Below are 12,279 nucleotides of genomic sequence, written 5' to 3' on the forward strand. Positions count from 1 at the left end.
TCGCAATGCTGCGCGACGGCACCTTCTATCAACCGAAATCCGCCCCTAACGCTTGACGAACCACATAGGGGCACCCCCCCAACTCCCCGCCAATCCCACCCCATTGCCCGCTAGAATTGCCGGCTTTGCCCGCGTCGGGCGCGCCGCAAGGCAAAATACGGGTTTTGCGCGCGCAGCACGCGCGGCCGAACAGGCTCGCGAAGCGTCCCGGGACCGTCGAGCGCCGGCTCGGCGCTAGCACCGTCGGCCCAGGCAGACGTCCGCGACCGCGCACCGACCCGCAACATCACAGCCCCGCCCGGCCCGGCAGCAACGCTACCCGGCGCACGCGGCGCGGCGAGGACCGCTCGTCCCCAACAGAGCAGATCAGGAGCCTTTATGAGCGATTCGAACCCATCCTTCCTCGGCCGGATTTCCCTGGCCGTCGGTACGTTTTTCAGCATTCTCGGCAATGGCGACTTCGCCGCCGACGTGCTTCGCCTGCGCAACGGCGAAAAGTTTGGCGCGGCTCCGGCTGCCGCCTCCGCCGCCACACCAGCCCCAGCACCCGCCCCCGCTCCGCAACCGAAGCCGCAACCCGCGCCGGTGCTGAAGGAGGCCACCCCCGACGCCGCGCTGCAACTGCTCGGCCTGCTGCAACGCGACGCGCGCTTCATCGATTTCGTCGAGGAAGACATCAAGGCCTATAGCGACGCCGATATCGGCGCGGCCGCACGCCTCGTGCACGAAGGCTGCCGCGCGACGCTGCGCGAGCACTTCACGATCCGCCCGGTGCGCGACGAAGCCGAAGGCAGCCGCGTGACGCTGCCCGCGGGCTTCGACGCGAGCTCGGTGCGGCTGACCGGCAACGTCGTCGGCAGCGCGCCGTTCAGCGGCAGCATCAGCCATCGCGGCTGGCGCGTCGACGAGGTGCGTCTGCCGAAGCTCGCGGACGGCCATAACGCGAAGGTCATCGCACCGGCGGAGGTGGAACTATGAGCGACGCACGCTACTCGATCGGCATCGACCTCGGCACCACGCACTGCGCGCTGTCCTACGTGGACACGCACGCGAGCGACGGCGAGAAAACCACCCAGGAGGTACTGTCGATCGCCCAGCTCACGGGCCCCGGCGCCATCGACACACTGCCGCTGCTGCCGTCGTTCCTGTACCTGCCGCATCCCGACGAACTGGCCTCCGGCGACCTCTACCTGCCGTGGACCGGCCAGCGCGAATTCGCGGTCGGCGAGTTCGCGCGCAATCGCGGCGCGGGCACGCCGATCCGGCTCGTATCGAGCGCGAAAAGCTGGCTGTGCCATCCGGGCGTCGACCGTCGCGCGGGCATTCTGCCGAACGACGCGCCGCCCGAAGTCGCACGCGTGTCGCCGCTCGAAAGCTCGGTGCGCTATCTGACGCACCTGCGCGAGGCGTGGGAGCACGCGCATCCGGACGCGCCGTTCGGCGAGCAGGACGTCACGGTGACGATCCCCGCCTCGTTCGATCCCGCCGCGCGCGAGCTGACCGCCGAAGCCGCCGAAGCCGCCGGCTTCACGCGCATGACGCTGCTCGAAGAGCCGCAGGCGGCGCTCTATAGCTGGATCCAGAAGAGCGGCGGCCAGTGGCGCAAGCAGGTCAAGGTCGGCGACATCATCCTCGTCGTCGACGTCGGCGGCGGCACGACCGACCTGTCGCTGATCGCGGTGATCGAGCGCGACGGCAATCTCGAACTGCATCGCGTCGCGGTCGGCGATCACATCCTGCTCGGCGGCGACAACATGGACCTCGCGCTCGCGCACGTGGTCGCGCGCAAGCTCGCCGCCGAGGGCACCCAGGCCGACGCGTGGCAACTGCGCGCGCTCACCTACGCGTGCCGCGCGGCGAAGGAAACGCTGCTGTCCGACCCCGCCGCCGACACCGTGCCGCTCGTCGTGCCGAGCCGCGGCTCGAAGCTGATCGGCGGCTCGATCCGCACCGAGCTGACACGCGCCGAACTCACGCAGACGATCCTCGACGGCTTCTTCCCGCAGGTCGACAGCGCCGCGCGTCCGCTCAGCCGCGCGCGCGTCGGTCTCACGCAACTCGGCCTGCCGTATGCGCAGGACGCGGGCATCACGCGGCATCTGGCGGCGTTCCTCGGCCGTCAGGTCGGCGCGCTCGCCGAACTCGAAGGACTGCGCGAACACGTCGCGCAAAACGCGAGCTTCCTGCATCCGACCGCGGTGCTGTTCAACGGCGGCGTGTTCAAGTCGACGCTGCTGGTCGAGCGCATCATGGGCACGCTGAACGGCTGGCTCGCGGCCGAAGGTGCCGCGCCCGCCCGTCTGCTCGAAGGCGCGGACCTCGATCTGGCGGTCGCGCGCGGCGCGGCCTACTACGGCTACGTGCGACGCGGCCGCGGCGTGCGGATTCGCGGCGGCACCGCGCGCGCGTACTACATCGCGATCGAATCGGCGATGCCCGCCGTGCCCGGCCTCGAACCGCCGGTGCAGGCGCTGTGCGTCGCGCCGTTCGGCATGGAAGAAGGCACCGACGCCGAGCTGCCCGCGCAGGAGTTCGGGCTGGTGGTCGGCGAGCCGGTGCATTTCCGCTTCTTCGGCTCGTCGGTGCGTCGTCAGGACCAGGTCGGCACGCTGCTCGACTACTGGGGCCCCGAGGAGTTGCAGGAGCTCGAGGAAATCCAGGCGACGCTGCCGGCGGCCGGCCGCACCGCCGGTGAAGTCGTGCCGGTGAAGCTGCATGCGCGCGTGACCGAAGCGGGCACGCTCGAACTCGAGGCGATCCCGCGCGGTTCCGACGAACGCTGGAAAGTCGAATTCGACGTGCGCGGCAACGCGAATGCGTGATTGACATGAAGCGGTACAGCGTCGGCATCGATCTCGGTACCAGCAATACGGTGCTCGCATACGCGCAAGCCGGATCGCAACAGATCCGGGTGTTCGAGATCGAGCAGCTGGTGAGCCCCGGCGAGGTCGCCGCGCGGCCGCTGTTGCCGTCGGTGCGCTATCAGGCGGCCGACGGCGAGCTGAACGCGGCCGATCTGCAGTTGCCGTGGTCCGGTGCGCGTGCGGCGGCGGGCCAGGGCAAGGGCAAGGACGCCGCGGCGCCGGTCGTGGTCGGGCGGCTCGCGCGGCTGCTCGGCGCGCAGGTGCCGGGGCGGCTCGTCGCGAGCGCGAAAAGCTGGCTGTCGCATGCGTCGGTCGATCGCGTCGCGCCGATCCTGCCGTGGGGCGCGCCCGACGAGGTCCGCAAGATTTCGCCGCTCGACGCGAGCGCGAGCTACCTCGCGCACGTGCGCGCCGCGTGGAACCAGCACTTTCCAAAGGCGCCGCTCGAACAGCAGGACGTCGTGCTGACGGTGCCCGCGTCGTTCGACGAAGGCGCGCGCGCGTTGACCGTCGAAGCGGCGCGGCTTGCGGGGCTGCCGTCGCTGCGGCTGCTCGAAGAGCCGCAGGCCGCGTTCTACGACTGGCTGTTCCGGCATCGCGACACGCTTGCCGACGAGTTGGCGAACACCCGGCTCGTGCTGATCTGCGACGTCGGCGGCGGCACCACCGATCTGACGTTGATCGAAGTCGGCCTGACCGACGACGGCGAGCCGCGCCTGACGCGCGTCGGTGTCGGCAATCACCTGATGCTCGGCGGCGACAATATGGACCTCGCGCTCGCGCATCTGGCCGAGGGGCGGCTATTGGGTGTGGCTGGTGCTGCTGGCGGCGGTGCTGCGCAGCCACCGCAGCGGCTGTCGGCGGCGAGCCTGTCGCAACTGGTCGAGCGCTGTCGCGTCGCGAAGGAGCAACTGCTCGGCGCGCAGGCCCCCGACTCGGCGCCGGTCACGCTGCTCGGCGCGGGCTCGAAGCTGATCGGCGGCGCGCGCACGACGCAGGTCACGCGCGACGAGGTCGAGAAGCTCATCGTCGATGGTTTCTTTCCGCGGGTGGCGGCTCACGAGCGACCGGGTCGGCCGCGCGGCGCAATCGTCGAATTCGGCCTGCCGTACGCGACCGATGCGGCGGTCACGCGGCATATCGCGGCGTTTCTCGAACGCTTCGCCGCGCAGTCGCGCAAGGCCCTCGGCGCCGATTCCAGCACGCCGGACGCAAACACGGCAGACGCCTCAGCCACCGCCCTGCCCATTCCCGACACGCTGCTGCTCAACGGCGGTGTGTTCCGCGCCGACGCGCTGTCGCGGCGTCTCGCCGACACGCTCGGCGGCTGGCGCGGCGCGCCGCTCAACGTGCTGCACAACGACAACCCCGACGTCGCCGTCGCGCGCGGCGCGGTCGCCTATACGCTTGCACGCGCGGGCTTCGCGCCGAAAATCGGCGGCGGCTCGCCGCGCAGCTACTTTCTGGTGCTCGACGAAACGCCCGCCGGCAAAGACGACACCGTGGCGGACGCCGCGCCGGCGCAACGCGGCATCTGCGTGCTGCCGCGCGGCACCGAGGAAGGTCACGAAATTCTGATCGCGGAGCGCACCTTCGCGCTGCGGCTCGGGCATCCGGTGCGCTTTCACCTGGTGTCGTCGAGCGCCGATACCGCGTACCAGCCCGGTGAACTGGTCGACCTCGCGGGCGGTGACTTCGTGCGCCTGCCGCCGATCGCGACGATCGTCCAGCCGCGCGATGGCGAGCGTGCACGCGAAACCGCGGTGCGCATCGCGACGTCGCTGACCGAGGTCGGCACGCTCGACGTCCATTGCATCGAACTCGACGATCCATCGCAGCGCTGGCTGCTCGAATTCCAGCTACGCCGCGAAGACGCGCAAGTGGACCTGTCCGCCGATGGCGCGCCGCAACGCCACCCTTCGCTCGATCGCGCGATCGAACTGATCGACCGCTGCTTCGGCGCCCGCGCGCAGAACGTCGACCCGAAGGAAATCAAACGACTGCGCGCGCAGCTCGAACATCTGCTCGGCCCGCGCGATAGCTGGAATAGCGCGTTGCTGCGCGAACTGTTCGGCGCGCTGTGGGAGCGCGCGCGCCGCCGGCGCCGCTCGGCCGATCACGAACGGCTGTGGCTGAATCTGGCCGGCTATTGCGTGCGGCCGGGCTTCGGCTATCCGCTCGACGGATGGCGCGTCGAGCAGCTATGGACGCTGTTCGACGACGGCATCCAGTACGTGACCGATAGCCAGGTGTGGTCGGAATGGTGGACGCTGTGGCGCCGCGCGGCCGGCGGCCTCGGCGAAGACGCGCAATTGCGCGTGCTCGACGCGATGGACTATCTGCAGAACGCCGCGCAATCGCGTCACAAGCTGCCGTTCGACGTCGCAAAGACCGGCTTCGCCGATATGGTGCGTCTGTCCGCATCGCTCGAACGCATTCCGGCCGAACGCAAGATCGAGCTCGGCGAGTCGGTGCTCACGCGCCTGCAGAAGCCCGCGGAAAACCATCAGAGCTGGTGGGCGGTCGGACGGATCGGCGCGCGGCAGCCCTTCTACGGCAGCGCGCACAGCGTCGTGCCGCCCGAGGTCGCCGCACGATGGCTCGACGCGATCCTCGCGCTCGACTGGAAGAAGGTCGAGCCCGCTGCGTTTGCGGCCGTGCAGATCGCCCGCATGAGCGGCGACCGCTCGCGCGACCTGCCCGACGCGCTACGGGCGAGCGTCGTGCGACGCCTCGAAGCGGCAAGCGCGCCGCGCGCCTGGATCACGATGGTCAGCGAAGTCGTCGCGCTCGATAACGCCGACGAAGGCCGCGTGTTCGGCGAATCGCTGCCGGTGGGGTTGAAGCTGATCGGCGCCTAAGTAAAGCGATAAAGCGGGTTGCGCGGCGCGAAATCGAGGCACTGACACGCGGCAACGAAGGCCGCGCTTCGGCTCTGCTCACAGCCCCAGACACGCCGCTCCGGCCGCGACGACGAGGCAGGCAAGCCAGCGCGCACCATTGACCGCTTCTCCAAGAAACACCCGCCCGATCAGCACCGCGAACACCACGCTGGTTTCGCGCAACGCCGATACCGCGCCCATCGCGCCCGACTGCAGCGCCCAGATCACGATCCCATACGCGGCGATCGACACCAGCCCGCCGACGAGCGACGAGCCGATCGACAGCGGCTCGGCGCGCACCGGTCTCCATAGCGGCGCGAGACCGCGCACCGCGACGAACAGCAGCGGCATCAGCCAATAGAACAGGAACATCCACGCGGTGTAGGTCAGCGCCTGCGCGTCCGACAACCTCACGCCGATGCCGTCGATCACGGTGTAGAGCGCGATCGTCGCACCGGTCGTCAGCGCGCTCAGTGCACCGGCGCGCGACACGTGCCGCCCCTGTAACGCGATAGCGACGATGCCGCCCGAGATCATCGCGATTCCGACCGCGTGCAACGGGCCGATCGCTTCGTGCGCGAACAGCGCCGCGCCCAGCGTGACGAGCAGCGGCGACGAGCCCCGCGCGATCGGATAGGCGAGCGCCAGGTCGTTGCGGCGATAAGAGCGCACGAGGCTCACGTTGTAGAAGATGTGCACGAGCCCCGATGCGACGATGTAGGGCCAGCAGGCCCTGGCAGGCCAGGGATTGAACAGTACGACAAGCGTAGAGACCGTCGCGATGGCGATGCTCATCCACGTCATGGACAGGAACCGGTCGCGGTTGCCGTGCAGCATCGCGTTCCAGCTTGCGTGGAGCACGGCTGCAAAGAGCACGATGCCACCGGTGTAACTGAGCATGCGGGTTTTGGGTAGGAAAGGGAGCGGGATTGCGTTAGCGGTGCAACAGCAAGGATATCTATCTTGTGATGCGCTCTCAAACCAGATAAATTGGCCTCCTGCGTTAGAAAAACTATTTCAGATGAAACGGGTATTGCCCCCGCTCAATGCGTTGCGGGCCTTCGAGGCTGCGGGCCGTCTCGGCAGCTTCAAGGAAGCCGCCGCGGAGTTGCACGTGACTCACGGTGCGGTGAGCCAGCACGTGCGCCTGCTCGAGGAATGGCTTCGCGCACCGCTGTTCGAACGGCATCACCGGCGCGTGGCGCTGACGCCGGCGGCGAAGGCTTATCTGGAGGAAATCGGCCCGTTGTTCGAACAGCTGTCGCAGGCAACCGCTCGATACGGCGTGCCCGAACCGCTGTCGCGCACGCTGTGCGTCAACGCGCCCGCGACATTCACGTTGCGCTGGCTGGTGCCGAGACTGGCGAAATTCCGCGCCGAACATGCCGACGTCGAGGTCAGGGTGGAGACGTCGAACGGGCCGCTGGAAAGCCTGCAAGATAGCTACGACATCGTCATCCGGGGTGGACCGGACACCTTCTACGGCTACTCGATGCGGCCTTTTCTGTCCGAGGAGAGACTTCCTGTTTGTAGTCCGGCGCTGTTGCAGCGCGTGCCGCTTCGATCGCCGGGCGACTTGCGGGAACACACGTTGCTGCACACTTCGAGTCTTCCGCGGCTTTGGCCCGACTGGCTCGCGAGCGTACAGCTCGCTGCGCTGAGACCGGCTGCGGCGTTGACCTTCGATCACTTCTATCTGACCTTGCAGGCTGCCATCGACGGAATCGGCATCGCGATGGGGCCGACCGCGCTGGTATCCGACGACCTCGCCGCCGGCCGGCTCGTCGCGCCGTTCGCCGGTCCGCGTCTGCCGTCGCGCAGCTATTGCACTTACGTTGCGGATCAGAAGTCTGGCGATGAACTGGTCGTGCTGTTCCGTTGCTGGCTCGAGCGCGAGGGGATGGGTTGCGAAGGCGGTTGTGTAGTTGGGCGGCACGCGACGTAGTTCGTCGCTGCGCAGAAGAGATATTCAGCCGATACTTCGCCCCTATTTGCCAAGCGCCTGTATTTGGACCTCGCTCGACTATGCTACAGCGCGACATGTAAATGCGATTCGCTTCGCATTGCGCTGATCCAGCGAGCGCCGTGCAAGTGCGCCGCCGACGTGGAGGTCTTGTTGTGGACTCTGCCCTGTGCCCACGCGGCACACTCGTTCGACGGATGAAAGACAGCGCCAAACAGCTTCTTCCGGATGCGATTTTCCTTAGCTTGCTGCATCGGAAGCAGATCGGCCGCTTCCCGCGACTCCTGCACCCGATCACCTTCAATGAAAAGATCCTTCGACGTAGCCTGCGCCCCGACCCGCGCTACGGCGCCTTGACCGACAAACTTGCAGTGCGTGACTACGTGAAGGCGAAGATCGGCGAAAAGCATCTGATCCCGCTCATTTCGGCGCCCCCTGCCTTCACCGAGGAGGTTTTCGACAAGCTGCCGAACGCCTTCGTGATGAAGGCGAGCCACGGCAGCAGTTTTGTGAAGATCGTTCGCGACAAGTCGCAATACACATTCGCGCACCTGCAACAGATGGCCGCCCAGTGGATCTCGACGGACTTCTACCAGATCGCTCGTGAACGCCATTACCGCGAGATCCCGCCGCGGATCTTTTTCGAAACTCTGCTGCTCGACGCACGTGGCCGGATTCCCGCCGATTACAAGGTGCACTGCTTCGGCGAACGCTCCGGGCCGCCGCGAATGTTTATCGTCGTGATCTCGGACCGCTTCGGCAGCGACACACGCGGCGATGTGTACGACGCGCAATGGAATAACCTCGACGTGACGATCGGCGACTATCCGCGAAGTGCGGCGCCCCAACCTCGGCCGCATAACCTCGAATCGATCCTCGAGACCGCGGCGCTCCTGTCGAAAGACTTCGACTATGTGCGTGTCGATCTGTACGCGCCGAATGACGACATCTACTTCGGCGAACTGACTTTCACGCCCGGCGCGGGCGTGGTTCCCATGCGGCCGGACCGCGTCGACTTCGAGTGGGGCCGGTTCCTGACGTAAGCGCTGGTGCGCGCGCGGCTACCCGGAATCGGCTACGCGAGTGAAACCGTCGTCGCTCCAGCCTTCCGAGCCGACGCCGTGGCGAACGAAGAAAACGCCCTGCGGGTCGTAACGCCGCTTGATCGACAGCAAGCGCGCATAGTTGGCCCCCCAATACGCCGTTTGCCAGTCCTTCTGGAAATAGCTGCTCTCGGCGACGTATGCGCCGTCCGCCGGTGCGATCTTCCTGAGTTCGTCGATGGCCAATCCGATCAGCTTCGCATCTCGCTGTGCCTTCGGAACGTCGGGCTCGCGACCTGTCAGTCCGTCAAATGCCGGTGGCCCCTCGCTTGCCACGATGGCCAATGCGAACGACTCCGCCACCACTGGATTGACGGGCGTTTGCAGGCCGGCGGCAATGACATCGGCAGGGGCGCCCGCCAGCCCTTTCTGAAAATGAAGTTCGACGAGCCAATGGCGTGTCGCGCCCATCAGCGCATCGACGAGTTCGGCCTGGCGCTCGCGCGCCAGCATGGCTGCAGGCAACCACAGCGAGTCGAAGCCGTGGATCACATGACCGGCCTCGGCGAGATTGGCGGCCCAAAAGAAATTGGCATCCGGCGCGCCGGGTCGGTCATCGAACAGGACCGAGCCGGGCACGAACCGCGCGAGCGCCGCGCCGTCCCAGCGCATCCTGCCCGGACCGGCGATGACAGATGGCGCGGCCATCATGGTCAGGTCGTCCTGCGATCCGATCCATTCCCAGAACGGCTTCCAGAGCGTGGCGACTTCTTCTTTGCCGAGTCCCTGAAAGCTCATATCGATCCGCAGGCGATTGCCGGGCAGCAGCTTGACGAGTTCACCCCAGTGGCGATTGCATAGGTTGTCGGCGTAAAACGCGACGAAACGGCCCAGCAACCGTTTGTAGCCGACATCCGAGCAGGCCACCACTGCGCAGGACACGAGGCCGAACACGGCCGGCAGTTCGTGCGTGCGCAAAGTCAAACGACTGACGACGCCGAAGGTGCCACCGCCTCCGCCTTTCAAGGCCCAGAAAAGATCCGGTTCTCTTCGGGCGTTGACGACCCTGACCACACCATCGGCCGTGACGACCTCCGCTTCGAGCAGTGAAGCAGAGGCGATGCCGAATTGTTTGGAGTGCGTTCCAAATCCTCCGCCTTGAATCAGTCCAGCGACTCCCACTGTTCCGCAACCGCCGCCCTGCACATATCGACCGACGCCGCCGGTAACCGCTTCATAAGGCATCGTGAGTGCTGATGTCGTTCATCGCGCGCGTCCATATCATCAACGAATCCGGTGCGTTCGAGGTGCCAAGATAGGAATGGCCCCCGCCGCGTACGACGAGGCGAAGATTGCGTTCACGCGCGAAGTCGACGGCCGCCGCCACATGTTCGACCCCTTTCGCCGCGACGACGTAGGCGCCAGGCGCGGCTTTCCACGCGCCAACCCACTCGCAGGTTTGGGTCAGAACGGGACTGTCGCCGATGAAGTACGGATTTTTGAGCTCACGAAAGAGCGCAACGCACCCGGGGTTGTCGGGAGATTCACGGCAGACGTCGAGTGGCGACTCTGGTCTGATCAGATAGCCGTCCACCTGCTGCTTCAGTCGCGCCCAGTCCGCGGGAGTTGGCCATCCCGGTTCACCCGGTCGCACTCGTCGCGGGGTCTGCGCAGCGCGAACGGTGTCGAGCCGAAGCAGCGGCCAGATAGAGGCAACCGGCGCAACGGCCGCAGCCCACCGGATCAGATCACGGCGCTTCACCATGGCGCTCCTACCCGCTGAAACGTGATCGTTTCCATTGCTCGAACGATCGCTGGCAACAGCGGTGGCGGCTAACCGCGTCCCTCACGCTCCGCCCTGCTTGCGCATCTGCCCGATAGCGCGCGCCCGTGCGGCCTCGGCCTCCTGGACGAGCCGATACGCCACGTAATATTTAAAGACATTGCGCACGTACGTCGTGGGTTCGATACCGATTTTCTCCGCGACTACGATTTCGACATTGTTGAACCACTTATCAGGATCGAGACCGCGCGCGGCGGCTTCCTTGCGCATTCTGGCGATGTTCGAAGGTCCCGCGTTGTAGCTTGCGAAGGCGAACAGCGAGCGGTCCCGTTCCGAGAAGTGCGCATCGGGAAAGTAATGGGTCATCAGCACATCGAGATATTTCGCTCCTGCATGAATGTTGGACTCCGCCATCCGGATGTCGCCCACCACAAGTTCTTTCCCCGTGGCTGGCATCAACTGCATAATCCCGATTGCCCCGACGTGACTGCGCGCGTTCTGGTTCAACTGGGATTCCTGGTATCCCTGAGCCGCCAGCAACAGCGGATCGAAGCCGTACTGCGCGCCGTATTTTTCGAAAAGCCCGACCGTCTGCCTGAAGCGCTTCAGTTCCGCCGACTCCGTATTGTTGGAGATCTGCTTGATGCGCTTCATTTCCTGCTGCAAACGAACCTCCGCGACGCTCTGCTTCTTCACGTAATTCAGGTAGAAGTCGTTGATCGCGTCCTGCAGTTTGGGGCTCTTCTGGCGGACCGCCCAGCCGACGTAGCCCGCGTCGCGCACTGAAATGTCGTTGTGCACGACGATTCCAGGCAGGATCGGCGCCCATACCTTCGCCTTCCAGTCGTCCACGACGAGGATCTGGATCAGCCCGACATTGAGCATCTCCATCGCGTCCTCGTCTTCGAGCGCATCGGGCAACGGCACGAGTTTCACCGGCGCTTTGCCTTCCTTGCGAAAACGCTCGTTCAGCGCGTTCAGGCTCTCGTAATAGCTGCTGCTCGGTCGCACATGGACCGTCTTGCCGCTGAGATCGTCGAGCTTCGCGAGAGCTGGCGACTTCGGCCCGGTGACGACGACTTCGCGTACTGCTTTGCGCTCACGCGGCGCGACGAAGTCGACCTGCTTCAGGCGCGCCTCCGTGACCGTCAGATTGCCCGCGGCGATGTCGCCCTTGCCCGTGACAAGACCTGGGAGCAACTGGTCGCGCGTCGTCGGAATGATCAGGAGGGTGAGCGGACGCTTGCCGAGCGTCGCCTTGTACTTCTTGTTCACGTAGCGCTCGAAGTCCCGCATCAGGCCGGCGGTCAGTCCACGCTCGTGACCTTGCTCATTCAGATAGAGCGTTCGACTGTAGGGAACCAGTACGCGGATCAGACGCCGGTCGAGCATGGCGTCGAAATCGCCGGTGAACGGTTGATTGCCGATATCGATGCGGCGCGCGGCCCGCTTCGACGCGGGAACAGATGAGGCAGTTGGGGCAACCGGAACGGCCGATGAGGCCGGCGACGACGCGGACGGCTGCGCGCTGGAAGGTTGGGCGGTGGCAGGTTGGGCGGCGACGGCCGTGCCTGAGCAGAACGCCGCGATGAACAGCAACGTTTGAATGATGCGCATCGTAACCATGGCCTGCTGCCGCGCGCCGACGGTTGCGTCGACGTTCGCTACGCACTTCGATATTGCCACGCCGGCGACGGTTGGAAATGGGACGATAGTCCTATAGGAAAACTACGCACCAACGCAA

9 protein-coding genes are annotated in these 12,279 nt (G+C 66.1%); 5 read left to right on the forward strand and 4 right to left on the reverse strand.

Annotation, left to right across the window (positions count from 1 at the left end; all coding sequences use genetic code 11):
- The first annotated feature begins 378 nt into the window (after positions 1-378).
- From EVC45_RS33630 to EVC45_RS33640, 3 genes are read left to right on the forward strand one after another with little or no spacing between them, the layout of a single operon-like run.
- Positions 379-978: a DUF2760 domain-containing protein gene (locus EVC45_RS33630; protein WP_129962474.1), complete on the forward strand. Its 600-nt coding sequence runs from the start codon at positions 379-381 to the stop codon at positions 976-978.
- Positions 975-2,822: an Hsp70 family protein gene (locus EVC45_RS33635; protein WP_129962475.1), complete on the forward strand. Its 1,848-nt coding sequence runs from the start codon at positions 975-977 to the stop codon at positions 2,820-2,822. The genes EVC45_RS33630 and EVC45_RS33635 overlap by 4 nt, the downstream gene beginning before the upstream one ends.
- Positions 2,823-2,827: 5 nt before the next feature.
- A complete protein-coding gene (locus tag EVC45_RS33640; RefSeq protein WP_129962476.1) occupies positions 2,828-5,725 on the forward strand; it encodes an Hsp70 family protein in 2,898 nt (965 codons plus the stop codon).
- Positions 5,726-5,803: 78 nt separating this feature from the next.
- Here EVC45_RS33640 and EVC45_RS33645 read toward each other — a convergent pair whose 3' ends face one another.
- Positions 5,804-6,646, reverse strand: coding sequence for a DMT family transporter (locus EVC45_RS33645; RefSeq protein ID WP_129962477.1), 843 nt, complete (start codon positions 6,644-6,646; stop codon positions 5,804-5,806).
- Between the two features lie 121 nt (positions 6,647-6,767).
- Between EVC45_RS33645 and EVC45_RS33650 the strand changes: the two genes are divergently transcribed.
- On the forward strand, positions 6,768-7,691 hold the full coding sequence (locus EVC45_RS33650) for a LysR substrate-binding domain-containing protein (RefSeq protein WP_129962478.1): 924 nt from the start codon (positions 6,768-6,770) through the stop codon (positions 7,689-7,691).
- Positions 7,692-7,906: 215 nt separating this feature from the next.
- On the forward strand, positions 7,907-8,752 hold the full coding sequence (locus tag EVC45_RS33655) for an ATP-grasp fold amidoligase family protein (protein WP_248295359.1): 846 nt from the start codon (positions 7,907-7,909) through the stop codon (positions 8,750-8,752).
- A gap of 18 nt (positions 8,753-8,770) precedes the next feature.
- Here the strand turns inward: EVC45_RS33655 and EVC45_RS47085 are convergent, their stop codons facing one another.
- The 3 genes from EVC45_RS47085 to EVC45_RS33665 form a co-directional block, all read right to left on the reverse strand.
- On the reverse strand, positions 8,771-9,997 hold the full coding sequence (locus tag EVC45_RS47085; RefSeq protein ID WP_248295360.1) for a BBE domain-containing protein: 1,227 nt from the start codon (positions 9,995-9,997) through the stop codon (positions 8,771-8,773).
- Positions 9,987-10,346 (reverse strand): FAD-binding protein, encoded by a 360-nt coding sequence (locus EVC45_RS46265; protein ID WP_211193518.1) that lies wholly within the window; start codon positions 10,344-10,346, stop codon positions 9,987-9,989. Before EVC45_RS46265 ends, EVC45_RS47085 begins: the two co-directional genes overlap by 11 nt.
- Before the next feature lie 252 nt (positions 10,347-10,598).
- Positions 10,599-12,152: a transglycosylase SLT domain-containing protein gene (locus EVC45_RS33665; RefSeq protein WP_129962480.1), complete on the reverse strand. Its 1,554-nt coding sequence runs from the start codon at positions 12,150-12,152 to the stop codon at positions 10,599-10,601.
- Positions 12,153-12,279: the final 127 nt, after the last annotated feature.

This window comes from Paraburkholderia sp. UYCP14C (assembly GCF_004197395.1).
In the GTDB taxonomy this organism is placed as follows: Bacteria; Pseudomonadota; Gammaproteobacteria; order Burkholderiales; family Burkholderiaceae; genus Paraburkholderia.

What these genes read in the sequence shown, in the direction of transcription:
- EVC45_RS33650 (WP_129962478.1), top strand. Translation starts at nt 6,768, where the DNA reads ATGAAACGGGTATTGCCCCCGCTCAATGCGTTGCGGGCCTTCGAGGCT.
- EVC45_RS33635 (WP_129962475.1), top strand. Translation starts at nt 975, where the DNA reads ATGAGCGACGCACGCTACTCGATCGGCATCGACCTCGGCACCACGCAC.
- EVC45_RS33645 (WP_129962477.1), bottom strand. Translation starts at nt 6,646, where the DNA reads ATGCTCAGTTACACCGGTGGCATCGTGCTCTTTGCAGCCGTGCTCCAC.
- EVC45_RS33630 (WP_129962474.1), top strand. Translation starts at nt 379, where the DNA reads ATGAGCGATTCGAACCCATCCTTCCTCGGCCGGATTTCCCTGGCCGTC.
- EVC45_RS33665 (WP_129962480.1), bottom strand. Translation starts at nt 12,152, where the DNA reads ATGCGCATCATTCAAACGTTGCTGTTCATCGCGGCGTTCTGCTCAGGC.
- EVC45_RS33640 (WP_129962476.1), top strand. Translation starts at nt 2,828, where the DNA reads ATGAAGCGGTACAGCGTCGGCATCGATCTCGGTACCAGCAATACGGTG.
- EVC45_RS33655 (WP_248295359.1), top strand. Translation starts at nt 7,907, where the DNA reads ATGAAAGACAGCGCCAAACAGCTTCTTCCGGATGCGATTTTCCTTAGC.
- EVC45_RS47085 (WP_248295360.1), bottom strand. Translation starts at nt 9,997, where the DNA reads ATGCCTTATGAAGCGGTTACCGGCGGCGTCGGTCGATATGTGCAGGGC.